We start from the raw sequence: 15,037 nt of genomic DNA on the forward strand, positions 1-15,037 counted from the left end.
CGCCTTCAGTTACCGCGCAGGTGCGGCGGCAACATCCGCTCCTGCAGGTCGAAAGCGGAGGAGAACAGCGAGAAGAGGTCGCCGAGCATTTCGCGCGCCTGCGAGAAAATCGTGGCCCGCGGGGCACGCATCCGCCCGACCATTTCCTCGTCATCGAGCTGGAGTTGCGCCGCGTGGTGCACGGCAAGATTCCGCATCGGCCCGTTATTGGGCAGGAACACCACCTGCAATTCCTCGATGCCGCGATTCTGCGCCAGCAGCACCAGATGGCGCATCAACGCCGAGCCGATTCCCTTGCCCTGCCATGGCCGTTCGACGCTGAAGGCGGCTTCCGCCGCCGCCGGCTTGCCGGGGCGCTTGCCCAGCGGGTGCAGTTCCGCCACCGCCCGCAGCTCGCCATCGATGAAATAGCCGACGGCGCTGGCATCGCCCGAAACCACCCGGGTGGCATGCCGGGCGAGCGCATTGTCGGAGACCACGCCGCCGAAGCGCATGAAGCGGCTGAGAGGGTCGAGACGCAGCAGGTGCTGCAGCAGCGTCTCACGCTCGGCCGGCACCAGCTTGCGAATATGCCCGGAAAGCCGTTCGACCGGCGGGTGCTGCGGCGCGCGATCGGCACCGGGCACGGGAGCATGGGTGTCTGCGGACGATGTCATGGCTCGGCCTCGACGGGACCGCGGAACGATATTGCGGCGCAACACAAATATGCGCGCCGCACAACGACACAACTCCCGTACCTGCATGGCTCGCATGCGGGGCGTGCGAGCCTGCGCGATCCGCACCCAGTCTACACCTCTCGCTGCGGCTCGCCTACGCCAAGCGGCGCAGAGGCTAGCGGCGCCGGGGCTAGCGGCTGGCGCTCAGCGCGCGGGCGCGGGTCACCACTTCGGTGATGGCCTCGCGCAGGGCGCCATCGGCGGAGAGGCCGAAATTATAATGGCTCATCGAGAACGGCCCGACCTTGCCGGGATGGGCGGAGCGGAACCCGACATAGACGCCCAGAAAGGCCCCCTCCGGCGACAGCATGGCGGCGCCGGAAACGCCGCCCTCGGCGTCGCAGTCGATCGCCACCTCGCGCACGCCGCTCGGTGCCGCGGTGGTCACCTTGCGGGCCTGGCAGTTCTGCAGGGAATATTCCTCCTGGCCGCCGCTCTTGGCCGCCGCCGCGAGCACGATATTGCCAGGCACCTGCATCGTGCCCGGCATATAAGGCTTGGCGCCCTTCACCGGACCCGCGAGCGGAACCACCGCCCAGTCCTTCACCGCCGGCTGGCCATAGGGCTCGCGGGCGCCGCACACCACCTTGTCGACATCGACCGAAATCTTCTGCCGGTTGCCGCCTGCGGTGATCTCGAAGGTGCAGCTCGCCCCTCGGCCGCGCGGCTCGCCGCCGGGCGTGAACAGGACGTGCGAGGCCGTCACCAGCACATTATTGGCGCCCACCAGCTGACCGGTGCCCACCGCCGAGCCGCAGCGAACCACGCCGGTGGCGCCGAAACGCGAGGCGATCACCGCCGGCGACAGGCCGGTGACGCGGGAATAATCGTCACGGGAAAGCCGATCATCCTCGTCGATGATGATCGCGGAGGACGGTAGGTTGGCGGAGGTGGAGCTCTTGCGCTCGATCGCGCCGGCGGCGACCGGCACCAAGGCCGTGGCGCACAGCGTCAGGAATGCCAAGCACAGCGCCGGCGCCTTCCTGTAATCGACCTCACCTCGTACCAGCATCCCGGTCTCGCCTGAGTTCACATGATGGCGAGTGTGGGGGAGCGACAGGGACCACGTCAAGGCGCGATGGCGTCAACGCCATGGCGGCGGCACTTGTTCCCGCAGAACAGCCATGCAAGCTCTGCATGGCAGAGGTAGCCGGCACCGGCCGCGTCCATTCCCCATCCTGACGCGCCTCGGCGCTTGCCGCAACGGCTGCGTGACGCTAAGCGTGCGCTGCAACATCGCGGGGTGCCCCAATATGGCGGAATCTGTGGCGGCGGAAGCGGGCGGGTCTGTGCTCGCGGCCCGGTATGTCGCCCGCATGGCGGCCGGCGACATCATGCCCGATCCGGGGCAGGCGCGCGTGGTCGGCGCGCTGGCCAGCCTTGAGCAACGCATCGCCTCGCGCCGGCTCGCCCGCAAGTCCTCCGCCCTCGGCTGGCTGTTCGCCCGGCGCGAGGACACCATCCCGAAGGTGCGCGGGCTCTACATTCATGGCTCGGTCGGCCGCGGCAAGACCATGCTGGTCGACCTGTTCTATGAGAGCGTCGCGGTGCGCAAGCGCAAGCGGCGGGCGCATTTCCACGAGTTCATGGCCGATGTTCACGCCCGCATCTTCCAGGTGCGCAAGGACATGAAGGAAGGCCGCCTCAGGGATGGCGACCCCATCGCCCCCGTCGCCGCCGCGCTGTACGAGGAAGCGTGGCTGCTGTGCTTCGACGAGTTCCACGTCACCGACATTGCGGACGCGATGATCCTCGGCCGGCTGTTCGAGAAGCTGTTCGACCTCGGCGTGGTCATCGTCGCCACCTCCAACGTCGCGCCGCAGGACCTCTATGAGGGCGGCCTCAACCGCGCGCTGTTCCTGCCGTTCATCGCCATGATCGAGCAGCACATGGAAGTGGTGCGGATCGAATCGCCGACCGATTACCGCATGGAAAAGCTCGGCGGCGCGCGCACCTGGTACGTGCCGGCCGCGCACGAGACCATGGCCGACATCGACCGCGAGATGGACAAGGTCTGGCACCGCGTCGCCGGCGTCGATGGCGGCATCGCCACCACCCTTGCCTCCGGCGGCCGCACCATCCCGGTGCCGCGCGCGGGCGGCGGCGCGGCGCGCTTCACCTTCGAGGACCTGTGCGGCGCCCCGCTCGGCGCCTCGGACTATCTGCGCCTGGCCCGCGCCTACCACACCCTCGTCATCGACCACATTCCGCAGCTCGATCAGGACCGGCGCAACGAGGCCAAGCGCTTCATCACGCTGATCGACGAGTTGTACGAGAAGGGCGTCAAGGTCGTCGCCTCGGCCCCCGCCGAGCCGGAGCAGCTCTATCTCGGTACCGAGGGAGCGGAGGCCTTCGAATGGGCGCGCACCGTCTCGCGCCTGCACGAGATGCGGTCCGACGATTATATTGCGCGTCCGCACGGGCGCGGCGACTCGCAGGCCAGCGGCAACACCACCGGCCTCGTGGAAACCTGACCGGAGGGTTGAATGGCTCGCCGGCCCCACCAACATGCCGGCCACGCCCGCCCTGCGGGCACCCCCTTCATGGACGCTCCGGCATGAGCAATCGCCCCCGTCAGGACCACGACATTCCGCCACGCCACAGCTGCGCCCTCACCGGCAAGGTCGTGTCGGCGCGCGACGGCGTGCGGCTCGACATGCTGCGGCCGGGCATGGCGGACCACATACGCGCGCTGCATCCCGACATCGCGCCCGACGCCTATATTTCCCGCAAGGCGCTGGCGAGGGAGCGAGCCTCCTACATCGCCGAGACGCTGAAGGCCGAGCGCGGCGACCTCAGCCAGCTCGACCACGACGTGATCGAGAGCCTCGCCGCCAACGACATACTGACCGAGAACGTCGAGCAGGACATCGAAAGCGGCCGCAGCTTCGGCGAACGCGCCGCCGATGCCATCGCCTCGTTCGGCGGCAGCTGGACCTTCATCATTTCCTTCGTCGTGTTCATCAACCTCTGGATGGCGATGAACATTGCGGGGTTGATGGGCGCCTTCGACCCCTACCCGTTCATCCTTTTGAACCTTGTCCTGTCCTGCGTGGCCGCCCTTCAAGCGCCCGTCATCATGATGAGCCAGAAACGGCAGGAGGCGAAGGACCGGCGACGCTCGGAGAACGACTACCGCGTCAATCTCAAGGCCGAGCTGGAAATCCGCCACCTGCACGAGAAGATCGACCACATGCTCACCCGCCAATGGGAGCGTCTGACGGAAATTCAGTCGATCCAGATCGAACTCATGGAAGATCTCGCCAGCCGCCGCCGTTAAAAGGCAATCTTACAGCGCGCGCGGCTAGGTATTTCGTATACCAGTACTTAGACCGAAAGTCGTAGTCCGACGTATTTACCCCGATGCTCATCCTCGCTTGAACCACGCGGCGATAAGGTCTATCGGAACCCCGCGCGGCGTAGCGCCGCACCCTTCCCTCGGAAAGTCAGGAAATCTCATGGCTCGAGCAAAGATTGCACTGATCGGGGCTGGCCAGATCGGCGGTACTCTCGCCCTTCTCGCAGGCCTCAAGGAACTCGGCGACGTGGTTCTGTTCGACGTGGCCGAAGGTATCCCGCAGGGCAAGAGCCTCGACATCGCCGAAGCGTCGCCGGTTCTCGGCTTCGACGCCAAGCTCGTGGGCGCGAATGGCTATGAGGCGATCGAGGGCGCGGATGTGGTGATCGTCACCGCCGGCGTGCCGCGCAAGCCGGGCATGAGCCGCTCCGATCTTCTCGGCATCAATCTCAAGGTGATGGAGCAGGTCGGCGCCGGCATCGCCCAATATGCGCCGAACGCCTTCGTCATCTGCGTCACCAACCCGCTCGACGCCATGGTGTGGGCGCTGCAGAAGGCCTCCGGGCTTCCCACCCACAAGGTGGTCGGCATGGCTGGCGTGCTCGATTCCGCCCGTTTCCGCTATTTCCTTGCCGACGAGTTCGACGTCTCGGTCGAGGACGTCACCGCCTTCGTGCTGGGCGGTCATGGCGACGACATGGTGCCGCTGGTGCGCTATTCCGGCGTTGCCGGCATCCCGCTGCCGGACCTCGTGAAGATGGGCTGGACCAGCCAGGAGAAGGTGGACGCCATCGTCGACCGCACCCGCAAGGGCGGCGGCGAGATCGTCAACCTGCTCAAGACCGGCTCGGCCTTCTACGCCCCGGCCGCCTCGGCCATCGAGATGGCGACCTCCTATCTCCGGGACAAGAAGCGCCTGCTGCCGGCCGCTGCCTATCTCACCGGCCAGTACGGCGTGGATGACCTCTATCTCGGCGTGCCGGTCATCATCGGCGCCAATGGCGTGGAGCGCATCGTCGAGATCGCGCTCGATGCCAATGAGCGGGCGATGCTCGACAAGTCGGTTGCCTCCGTGAAGGAGCTGGTCGGCGAGTGCCAGAAGATCGCCCCCGATCTCGGCGCGTGAGCCTGGGCGGCCTCCGGCGCGGGCGCCCTGGTGCCCGTGTCGCGAGGACGTGAACGGTCTGCCTAACGAATGTCGGCGGCGGGGAAGCCCTGCCGCTGGTGCTTTAAACGCTGGTGCCGTTATTGCTTGTGGGTGATGGACGGCGTTTTCACATCCCTGTGCCGCATTCCTGCGGCATTCCCGAGGTGAATACGAGACCTATATAAAAGCCTATCCGACTTTCGCTTCGCGTTGCGGAGCACCGCAGTGAGCCCGGGGCACCGGCCTCTGGCGATCTTCGGCAAGAAAGCACTGCCACCGGACCCGAACGGTCCCCCAGGAGCCGACGATGTCGCGCGCGGACGTGAACGAGACCTTTCTCAATACCTCCTTCCTCTACGGAGCCAATGCGGCCTGGATCGAGGACCTCTATGCCCGTTACGAGGCCGATCCCAATTCGGTGGACGCCGAGTGGCAGGCCTTCTTCGCCGGGCTGAAGGACGCCCCGGCCGACGTGGAGAAGAGCGCCCGCGGCGCCTCCTGGAAGAAGGAGGGCTGGCCGATCCACGCCAATGGCGAACTCGTCTCGGCGATGGACGGGCAGTGGATCGAGGTCGAGAAGGCGATCGGCCGCAAGGTCGAGGCCAAGGCTTCCGAAAAGGCGCAGAAGGCCGGCGTCGAGCTTTCGACCGCCGACGTCCAGCAGGCCACCCGCGATTCCGTCAAGGCGCTGATGATGATCCGCGCCTACCGCATGCGTGGCCATCTCCACGCCAAGCTCGACCCGCTGGGTCTTGAGCCGGTGCGCGCCGCGCCCGAGCTCGACCCCGCCTCCTATGGCTTCCGCGAGGCCGATCTCGACCGGCCGATCTTCATCGACCACGTGCTGGGCATGGAATTCGCCACCGTCCGCCAGATGGTCGCCATCCTCCAGCGCACCTATTGCGCGACGCTCGGCGTCGAGTTCATGCACATCTCCTCCCCCGAGGAGAAGGCATGGATTCAGGAGCGCATCGAGGGCCCGGACAAGGAGATCACCTTCACCCGCGAGGGCAAGCGCGCCATTCTCAACAAGCTGGTGGAGGCCGAGGGCTTCGAGAAGTTCCTCGATGTCCGCTACACCGGCACCAAGCGCTTCGGCCTCGACGGCGCCGAGAGCCTGATCCCCGGGCTTGAGCAGATCATCAAGCGCGGCGGCAATCTCGGCGTGAAGGAGATCGTGTTCGGCATGGCCCATCGCGGCCGCCTGAACGTGCTCACCCAGGTGATGGGCAAGCCGCACCGCGCGCTGTTCCACGAGTTCAAGGGCGGCTCCTGGGCACCTGACGAGGTGGAAGGCTCCGGCGATGTGAAGTACCATCTCGGCGCGTCGTCCGACCGCGAGTTCGACGGCAACCAGGTTCACCTGTCGCTGACCGCCAACCCGTCGCATCTGGAAATCGTCGACCCGGTGGTGCTCGGCAAGTCGCGCGCCAAGCAGGATCTGCTGCGCGACACTGAGCGCACCCAGGTGCTGCCGCTGCTGCTGCATGGCGACGCGGCCTTCGCCGGCCAGGGCGTGGTGGCGGAATGCCTCGGCCTTTCCGGCCTGAAGGGACACCGCACCGGCGGCTCGATCCACTTCATCATCAACAACCAGATCGGCTTCACCACCTATCCGCGCTTCTCGCGCTCCTCGCCCTATCCCTCCGATGTGGCGAAGACCATCGAGGCGCCGATCTTCCACGTGAACGGCGACGACCCCGAGGCGGTGACCTTCGCCGCCAAGATCGCCACCGAGTTCCGCCAGCGCTTCCGCAAGCCCGTGGTCGTGGACATGTTCTGCTACCGCCGCTTCGGCCATAATGAGGGCGACGAACCGGCCTTCACCCAGCCGCTGATGTACAAGCTCATCAAGCAGCACCCGACCACGCTGGAGCTGTATTCGCGCAAGCTGGAAGCCGAGGGCGTGATCGCGCCCGGCGAGATCGACGGCATGCGCGCCGAATGGCGCTCCAAGCTCGATATCGAGCACGAGGCGGGCCAGGCCTACAAGCCGAACAAGGCCGATTGGCTCGATGGCCGCTGGGCCGGGCTGAAGGCCGCCGCCGCCGAGGACGACCCGCGCCGCGGCGTCACCGGCGTGGGCATCGACGAGTTGCGTGAGATCGGCGAGCGCATCACCACCGTGCCGGAGGGCTTCCATGTCCACCGCACCATCCAGCGCTTCCTCGATGCCCGCCGCAAGGCGATCCTCGACGACGGCGCCGGCATCGACTGGTCGACGGCGGAGGCGCTCGCCTTCTCCTCGCTGCTGCTTGACGGCCACCCGGTCCGGCTCTCGGGCCAGGACAGCGAGCGCGGCACCTTCTCGCAGCGCCATTCGGTGCTGATCGACCAGGAGACCGAAGAGCGCCACACCTCGTTCAACCATGTGCGCCAGGGGCAGGCCCATTACGAGGTCATCAACTCGATGCTCTCGGAAGAGGCCGTGCTCGGCTTCGAATACGGCTACTCGCTCTCCGAGCCGAACGCCCTGACCATCTGGGAAGCCCAGTTCGGCGACTTCGCCAATGGCGCGCAGGTGATCTTCGACCAGTTCCTGTCGTCGGGCGAACGCAAATGGCTGCGCATGTCCGGCCTCGTCTGCCTGCTGCCGCATGGCTATGAGGGCCAGGGCCCGGAGCACTCCTCCGCCCGTCTGGAGCGCTATCTGCAGATGTGCGCAGAGGACAACATGCAGGTCGCCAACCTGACGACGCCGGCAAACTATTTCCATGCCCTGCGCCGCCAGCTCAAGCGCGACTTCCGCAAGCCGCTGATCCTGATGACGCCCAAGAGCCTGCTGCGCCACAAGCGCGCCGTTTCGACGCTGGCCGAATTCGGGCCGCAGACCACCTTCCACCGGGTGCTGTGGGACGATGCCGACCGCAATTTCGCGGCGGCGCTGCCCACGGAGGCGGTGAAGCTGAAGCCGGACAGCGAGATCCGCCGCGTCGTGCTGTGCTCGGGCAAGGTCTATTACGACCTCTATGAGGAGCGCGAGCGCCGGGGCCTCGACGACATCTACATCATGCGCGTCGAGCAGCTCTTCCCCTTCCCGCTCAAGACGCTGGCGCAGGAGCTCGGCCGCTTCAAGCAGGCCGAGATCGTCTGGTGCCAGGAAGAGCCCAAGAACCAGGGCGGCTGGGCCTTCGTGCAGCCTTATCTGGAATGGGTGCTGGAACAGGCCGGCTCCGCCTCGTCGCGGCCGCGCTACACCGGTCGCCCGGCCTCCGCCGCCACGGCGACGGGGCTGATGTCCAAGCATCTGGCGCAGCTCAAGGCGTTCCTTCAGGACGCCCTGGGCTAGTATCCGCAAGACCCGACGCTACAAGACCCGACTCTGCAAGACCCGACTACAAGACCTAAGTCCGCAAGACCCGAGGGAGTGCCGGCCCCGCAGCCGGCAAACGGTGAGGAAGAACGAGCATGGCCACCGAGATCCGCGTCCCGACGCTGGGCGAATCGGTCACCGAGGCAACGATCGGCAAGTGGTTCAAGAAGGCCGGCGACACCGTCGTCGCTGATGAGCCCATTGTCGAGCTGGAGACCGACAAGGTCACGATCGAGGTGCCCGCGCCCTCGGCCGGCGTGCTCTCGGAGATCGTCGCCAAGGACGGCGAGACGGTCGGTGTCGGCGCCTTGCTCGGCTCGATCGGCGAAGGTGCGGGCGCCGCGAAGGCTGCCCCCGCCGCCGCGCCGGCTCCCGCCAAGCCCGAGGCACCGAAAGCCGAAGCGCCCAAGGTCGAAGCTGCCAAAGTGGAAGCGCCCAAGGCTGAAGCGCCCGCCCCCGCCGCTGCGCCCGCCGGCTCCAACGGTCCGGCGGTGGCCAAGCTCGCGACGGAAAGCGGCCTGAACCCGGCCATGCTCGCCGGTTCCGGCAAGGATGCGCGCGTGACCAAGGGCGACATGCTTGCCGCCCTTGCCACCGCCCCGGCGCCCGCTGCAGCGCCGGCGCCCGTAGCGGCCCGCGCCCCGTCCAGCGCCGACGACGCCTCGCGCGAAGAGCGGGTGAAGATGACCAAGCTGCGCGTCACCATTGCGCGCCGCCTGAAGGAGGCCCAGAACGCCGCCGCCATGCTTACGACGTTCAACGACGTCGACATGTCGGCCGTGATGGCGCTGCGCGCGCAGTACAAGGATGTGTTCGAGAAGAAGCACGGCGTGAAGCTGGGCTTCATGGGCTTCTTCACCAAGGCGGTGATCCAGGCCCTCAAGGACGTGCCGGAGGTGAATGCCGAGATCGACGGGCAGGACCTCGTCTACAAGAACTACTACCACATCGGCATCGCTGTCGGCACCGACAAGGGCCTCGTGGTGCCCGTGGTGCGCAACGCCGACGAGCTGTCCATTGCCGGCATCGAAAAGGCCATCTCGGGCCTTGGCCGCAAGGCGCGCGACGGCAAGCTCGGCATCGAGGACATGCAGGGCGGCACCTTCACCCTCACCAATGGCGGCATCTATGGCTCGCTGATGTCGACCCCGATCCTCAACGCGCCGCAGTCCGGCATTCTCGGCATGCACCGCATCGAGGAGCGCCCGGTCGTGGTGAAGGGCCAGATCGTCGCCCGCCCGATGATGTATCTGGCGCTCAGCTACGATCACCGCATCGTCGACGGCAAGGGCGCGGTCACCTTCCTCGTCCGCGTCAAGGAAGCCCTGGAAGACCCGACCCGGCTCGTGCTGGATCTGTGATCGTCCGGGGTGACCGACAATGCCGGTGGTGGCGTTAGTCGACGGCGTTAAGATTAAATTCTACGCCAACGATCATCCGCCACCTCATTTTCATGCCGAGTTTGCAGAACATCGGGCCGTGATTCACATTCGGACATTGCGCGTCGCCCAAGGTAGCCTGCCCGAGGCAAAGCGGCGCGCGGTGATCGAGTGGGCCGCCTCTCGTCAGGCGGAACTCATCAACGCCTATACCAGCGCGATCGCGAAGCTGCCCTTGAGGCCGATGGAATGAGTGAACTTCCCCGCATCGTCTCGGTCGCGCCTGTCATCTATGGCGTCCTCAAGGTCGTCTTTACTGACGGCTTCGAAGGTGTCGTGGACGTGCGGCCGCTCATCGCCGATGGCGAGGTCTTTGACTACCTGCGCCGTGACCACGCGAATTTCGACCGCGTGATGCTCGGCGACTACGGGCACTATATCTTCTGGACCGACGACACCGGCTACGAGATCGACCTCGGCGCCGATGGCTTGCGCCGTGACTGCGAGCGCCAGGCCGAAGTCCACCGCCTGATGGCAAGCTGAACTCCTAAGGAACGCCTCCCCATGTCCTACGACCTGATCGTCATCGGCACCGGCCCCGGCGGCTATGTCTGCGCCATCCGCGCCGCCCAGCTCGGGCTCAAGGTCGCGGTGGTCGAGAAGCGCGCCACCTTTGGCGGCACCTGCCTCAACATCGGCTGCATCCCCTCCAAGGCGCTGCTGCACGCCTCGCACCGCTTCGAGGAGGCCGGGCACCATTTCGCCAAGATGGGCATCAAGGTCGGCACCCCGACGCTCGACCATGCGGCGCTGCTCGGCTTCAAGGACCAGGCGGTTGAGGGCAACACCAAGGGTGTCGCCTTCCTGATGAAGAAGAACAAGATCGACACCTTCCACGGCACGGCAAGCATTCCTGCCGCCGGCAAGGTGGATGTCGCCCTGGCGGACGGCACGCAGCAGACGCTGGAGACCAAGGCCATCGTCATCGCCACCGGCTCGGACGTGGCCAAGCTGCCGGGTATCGCCATCGACGAGACGCGCATCGTCTCCTCCACCGGCGCCATCGCGCTGGAAAAGGTGCCGGGCAAGCTGCTGGTGGTGGGCGCCGGCGTCATCGGGCTGGAGCTCGGCAGCGTGTGGCGCCGGCTGGGGTCGCACGTCACCGTGGTCGAGTATCTCGACCGCATCCTGCCCGGCATGGACAATGAGGTCGCCAAGTCGTTCCAGCGCATCCTGGAAAAGCAGGGCGTGGCGTTCAAGCTCGGCGCCATGGTCACCGGCGTCGACACCTCGGGGGCGACGCTGAAGGTCTCGGTCGAACCCTCCGCCGGCGGCGCCGCCGAGACGCTGGAGGCCGATGTGGTGCTCGTCGCCATCGGCCGCGTGCCCTACACGGAGGGGCTGGGCCTGGACGCGCTCGGCGTCGAAACCGACCCGCGCGGGCGCGTGGTCACCGATCATTATTACCGCACCAACGTGCCCGGCATCTTCGCCATCGGCGACGCCATTGTCGGCCCGATGCTGGCACACAAGGCCGAGGACGAAGGCGTCGCCATCGCCGAGCTGCTCGCCGGCCAGGCCGGCCATGTGAATTACGATGTCATTCCGGCAGTGGTCTACACCTTCCCGGAAGTGGCCTCCGTCGGCAAGACCGAGGAGGAGCTGAAGCAGGCCGGCATTGCCTACAAGGTCGGCAAGTTCCCCTTCCTCGCCAATGGCCGCGCCAAGGCCAATGACGAGACCGACGGCTTCGTGAAGATCCTCGCCGACGAGACCACCGACCGCGTGCTCGGCGCACATATCATCGGCGCCGAGGCCGGCGAGATGATCCATGAATGCGCCGTGCTGATGGAGTTCGGCGGCTCGTCCGAGGATCTCGCCCGCACCTGCCACGCCCACCCCACCCGTTCCGAAGCGGTGAAGGAAGCGGCAATGGCGGTGGAGAAGCGCGCCATCCACATGTGAGGCGCCGCCCCTGCGCCGAGAGGAGACGCCGCTGGCCCGCGCGAAAACCGCCCTGCCCGCAACGCAGGCGAAGGTCATCCTTCTCTCCGGCGGCAATCCGCAGATCGCCAAGGCCGAGGGCGACGCGCCGGTGGCGGCCTATATCGCCGCCATGCCGGGCTGGAAGCGTGCGGTGGGCGAACAGGTGGACGCCCTCGTCGTGCAAACCATCCCCGGCGTGCGCAAGGCGGTCAAGTGGAACTCGCCCCTCTATGGCGTCGAGGGCCAGGGCTGGTTCCTGTCCCTCCATGTGCTCACCCGCTATGTGAAGATCACCTTCTTCGCCGGCGCCTCGCTGGCGCCGCTGCCGCCGGGTGGAACGGCGCGCAGCAAGGAGGCGCGCTGGATCGATATTTACGAGACCGACAGGGTCGCCGAGGCGCAGCTGGCCGACTGGATCCGCCAGGCAGCCGCCTTGCCCGGCTGGGTTCCTTGAGCCCGCCGGCAGGCCCGCCGCGACGAAAATCGGCCCGGAAGTCGCCTTCCGGGCCAAATGCGTCGAGGGGGAGAACAGGGTCGGTCAGGAACCCTTTACGTCGGTCTTGGTGTCCTTCGCCGCATGCGCGGGGCAGTCGGCGACGGCGGTTCCGGCCACGGCCGTGGTCAGGGCCAGCGCGCACAGAGCGGTCACGAGACGCTTCATGGATGGTCTCCTCTGTCTTGGGGTCCAAGAGACGATAAGTGTCACCCAGCTTCCCCTGGGTGAAAACCCGCCTCCGGTCCTCCGGCACCATCGCGGCGCCGTTTTGGCGCCCTATCACGCATCCGTGTAGGTCACGGCCTCGATCTTCCAGCCATCCGGGTCGAGCAGGAAGGCCGCATAATACCCTTCGCCGTAATGCGGGCGCAGTCCCGGCGCGCCAGCGTCCTGCCCGCCGGTCGCCAGCCCGGCCGCGTGGAACGCCTCCACCGCCCGCCGGGTCGGCGCCATGAAGCACAAATGGAACCCCGGCGGTGGGGTGATCGTGTCCGCCCGGTGCTGGATCCAGAACGGCGCCGCGCCGGGCGTGCCCTCGGGCGAGGGCAGTTCGCCCTCCGGCCCCCAGCAGGCGGATTCGCCTTCCGGCTCGGCATGCGAGGAAACGCGCACGAAGCCGAGCGGCGCCAGCACCGCGTCGTAGAAGGCGAGCGCGCGTTCATAGTTGCTCACCCCGATCGACATGTGCTCGATCATCGGCTGGATCGGCGTCATCGCCTGGCTCCTATTTCACCGTGGCGCGCGGATGCGCCGCCTTCCACGCCGCCATCAGCGTCGCCGAATCGACGGCCGCGTAGATCTGCGTCGTGGAGAGCGAGGCATGGCCGAGAAGTTCCTGGATCGAGCGCAGGTCGCCGCCGCGCCCCAGCAGATGGGTGGCGAAGGAATGGCGCAGCGCGTGCGGCGTCGCGCTGTCGGGCAGGCCCAGCGCCCCGCGCATGCGCTCCACCGCCAGCTGCACGATGCGCGGCGAGAGTGGCCCGCCTCTGGCCCCGCGAAAGAGCGCACCGGTCGGCTCAAGGTCATAGGGGCAGGCACGGGCATAGGCATCGACCGCCTCGATGACCTGTCGCAGCACCGGTACCATACGGGCCTTGCCGCCCTTGCCATGCACGATGATCTGGTCGCCGCGCCCCGGTTCGGGCATGTCCCGGCGCAGCATCCCCAGCGCCTCGGAAATCCGCAGGCCGGAGCCGTACAGCAACGCCAGCACTGCCGCGTCGCGGGCGAGTATCCACGGCTCGCGCGCATCCCCCTCGCGTGTCGCGGGGTCGGCCAGCGCCCGCGCATCGGCCATGGCCAGCGGACGCGGCAGCGTGCGTCCGACGCGCGGCCCCCGCACGGCGGTGAGCGCCCCCACCTTGCCGAGCCCCTCGCGCTCGAGGTGCCGGCCGAAAGAGCGGGCGGCGGCCAGGAAGCGCATCTGGGTACGGGCCTCGATTCCCTCGGCACGGCGGGCGGCGATCACCGCCCGCACATCGCGCGGCTGAAGCGCGGCAAGGTCGGCCATGGTCGGAACGTGGCCGATATGGCGGGCCAGCACGCCGAGAAAGGTCGCGACATCGCGCGCATAGGCCTCGCGGGTCTTGGGCGAGAGCCGGCGCTCATGGCCAAGCCGCCCGAGCCAGCCCGCCAGCGCCGCCGCGACATCCGGCGCCGCCCCCGCCAGCAGCCCCCGCTCGGCGCGTTCCGCCTTCTGTGCATCCGTGCTTGCCATGCACGACGTCTCCACGTTCACGTTCGGCCAACAGGCGTGCTCTTCCGGAGACCCTCGGCCCAAACGCTGCCTTTTGACAGCCCCTGCCGCAGGGAACAGTGCATGACACTATGTCAGCCTACATCTCGATACTGCACATCATGAACTTCAAGTATGAATCGATTGGAACTTTGCCGGACGTCGCATTGCAATGCGGTAATTTATGCTGCCCCTCCAATGCATGTGGGAGAGACGCATGTCCTATTCCGATTATATCGAATGGAAGGACTGGCGGGAGGATGCATTCGGAACATGCCTCCCGGGGCAGAAAGCGTATTTCGATGCGGAAATAGGGCCCTATATTGCGTACACTCGACCGGCGGAGACCTGCCTCGTCGAGGTCGGCTTCGGTAATGGACCGCTGCTCGCCTGGGGGCGGAGCCGCGGGATCGATGTCATCGGCAGCGAAATCCAGCCGGCTCTTCAGCAACGGGCTCGCCAGGCGGGTTACAAAGTCGTCGACAACCTGTCGGAAATTCCGGCTGGGACTGCCGATATTGTGGTTGCACTCGATGTTTTCGAGCATGTGCCTTATGACGAGCTGATCCTGCTTTGCCGGGATATCGCGCGCATCTTGAAGCCGGAAGGGTGCTTGCTGGCGCGGTTTCCCAATGGCGACAGCCCGTTCTCCATGCCGTTCCAGAATGGCGACGCCACCCATGTTCACGCGCTGGGTGCCAACAAGATCCGGCGCCTCATGTCGGCGAGCGGCTTTGCCGTCGAGGCGCTGCGGGCGCCCTTCGAACCGCGCTTTAGCGTGCGGGGCCGGCTGTTCATGCCGGTGAGGCGCGTCATGCGGTGGATATACGCCAGCTTTGTGCGGCTTGCCTTCATGGAGGGCGACACGCCGTCCACCTTCACAGCGAACTACCTGCTCGTCGCTCGCAAGCCAAAGCGCCAAACGTAGCCCGGCGCCGTCCTCGGTCGCGACGCCGGCCCGGCCAAT

15 protein-coding genes are annotated in these 15,037 nt (G+C 66.9%); 10 read left to right on the forward strand and 5 right to left on the reverse strand.

Features of this window, described 5'->3' with window-relative positions:
• Window positions 1-5: 5 nt before the first annotated feature.
• Complete coding sequence (locus ACQY76_RS04695; RefSeq protein WP_428031743.1) at window positions 6-656, reverse strand: N-acetyltransferase family protein; 651 nt, start codon at window positions 654-656, stop codon at window positions 6-8.
• A gap of 190 nt (window positions 657-846) precedes the next feature.
• The gene (locus ACQY76_RS04700; RefSeq protein ID WP_428031744.1) at window positions 847-1,728 is read right to left on the reverse strand and encodes a trypsin-like peptidase domain-containing protein; all 882 of its coding nucleotides are present in this window, start codon (window positions 1,726-1,728) and stop codon (window positions 847-849) included.
• A 241-nt stretch (window positions 1,729-1,969) separates the two neighbouring features.
• Here ACQY76_RS04700 and zapE point away from each other — a divergent pair, with 241 nt between their 5' ends.
• From zapE to ACQY76_RS04745, 9 genes are all read left to right on the forward strand, one after another.
• Window positions 1,970-3,190, forward strand: coding sequence for a cell division protein ZapE (gene zapE / locus ACQY76_RS04705; RefSeq protein ID WP_428031745.1), 1,221 nt, complete (start codon window positions 1,970-1,972; stop codon window positions 3,188-3,190).
• A gap of 83 nt (window positions 3,191-3,273) precedes the next feature.
• Entirely contained in the window at window positions 3,274-3,996 is a 723-nt protein-coding gene (locus ACQY76_RS04710) for a DUF1003 domain-containing protein (RefSeq protein ID WP_428031746.1), read from the forward strand.
• A gap of 178 nt (window positions 3,997-4,174) precedes the next feature.
• Window positions 4,175-5,140: a malate dehydrogenase gene (mdh, locus tag ACQY76_RS04715; RefSeq protein WP_428031747.1), complete on the forward strand. Its 966-nt coding sequence runs from the start codon at window positions 4,175-4,177 to the stop codon at window positions 5,138-5,140.
• A 328-nt stretch (window positions 5,141-5,468) separates the two neighbouring features.
• A complete protein-coding gene (locus ACQY76_RS04720) occupies window positions 5,469-8,450 on the forward strand; it encodes a 2-oxoglutarate dehydrogenase E1 component (RefSeq protein ID WP_428031748.1) in 2,982 nt (993 codons plus the stop codon).
• A 119-nt stretch (window positions 8,451-8,569) separates the two neighbouring features.
• Window positions 8,570-9,835, forward strand: a complete 1,266-nt coding sequence (gene odhB / locus ACQY76_RS04725) for a 2-oxoglutarate dehydrogenase complex dihydrolipoyllysine-residue succinyltransferase (RefSeq protein ID WP_428031749.1) — start codon at window positions 8,570-8,572, stop codon at window positions 9,833-9,835.
• Window positions 9,836-9,854: 19 nt separating this feature from the next.
• Window positions 9,855-10,106, forward strand: coding sequence for a DUF4160 domain-containing protein (locus tag ACQY76_RS04730; protein ID WP_428031750.1), 252 nt, complete (start codon window positions 9,855-9,857; stop codon window positions 10,104-10,106).
• Window positions 10,103-10,396 (forward strand): hypothetical protein, encoded by a 294-nt coding sequence (locus tag ACQY76_RS04735; RefSeq protein ID WP_428031751.1) that lies wholly within the window; start codon window positions 10,103-10,105, stop codon window positions 10,394-10,396. Before ACQY76_RS04730 ends, ACQY76_RS04735 begins: the two co-directional genes overlap by 4 nt.
• Window positions 10,397-10,417: 21 nt before the next feature.
• The gene (lpdA, locus tag ACQY76_RS04740) at window positions 10,418-11,818 is read left to right on the forward strand and encodes a dihydrolipoyl dehydrogenase (RefSeq protein ID WP_428031752.1); all 1,401 of its coding nucleotides are present in this window, start codon (window positions 10,418-10,420) and stop codon (window positions 11,816-11,818) included.
• A 31-nt stretch (window positions 11,819-11,849) separates the two neighbouring features.
• Window positions 11,850-12,293, forward strand: coding sequence for a DUF1801 domain-containing protein (locus tag ACQY76_RS04745; protein WP_428032934.1), 444 nt, complete (start codon window positions 11,850-11,852; stop codon window positions 12,291-12,293).
• An 84-nt stretch (window positions 12,294-12,377) separates the two neighbouring features.
• Here the strand turns inward: ACQY76_RS04745 and ACQY76_RS04750 are convergent, their stop codons facing one another.
• From ACQY76_RS04750 to ACQY76_RS04760, 3 genes are all read right to left on the reverse strand, one after another.
• Entirely contained in the window at window positions 12,378-12,500 is a 123-nt protein-coding gene (locus tag ACQY76_RS04750; RefSeq protein ID WP_428031753.1) for a hypothetical protein, read from the reverse strand.
• 114 nt (window positions 12,501-12,614) lie between these two features.
• A complete protein-coding gene (locus ACQY76_RS04755) occupies window positions 12,615-13,049 on the reverse strand; it encodes a VOC family protein (protein WP_428031754.1) in 435 nt (144 codons plus the stop codon).
• Between the two features lie 10 nt (window positions 13,050-13,059).
• Window positions 13,060-14,052, reverse strand: coding sequence for a tyrosine recombinase XerC (locus tag ACQY76_RS04760; RefSeq protein ID WP_428031755.1), 993 nt, complete (start codon window positions 14,050-14,052; stop codon window positions 13,060-13,062).
• A gap of 235 nt (window positions 14,053-14,287) precedes the next feature.
• Between ACQY76_RS04760 and ACQY76_RS04765 the strand changes: the two genes are divergently transcribed.
• A complete protein-coding gene (locus tag ACQY76_RS04765) occupies window positions 14,288-14,998 on the forward strand; it encodes a class I SAM-dependent methyltransferase (RefSeq protein ID WP_428031756.1) in 711 nt (236 codons plus the stop codon).
• Window positions 14,999-15,037 lie beyond the last annotated feature (39 nt).

Source organism: Ancylobacter sp., assembly GCF_965279025.1.
Lineage (GTDB): Bacteria > Pseudomonadota > Alphaproteobacteria > Rhizobiales > Xanthobacteraceae > Ancylobacter.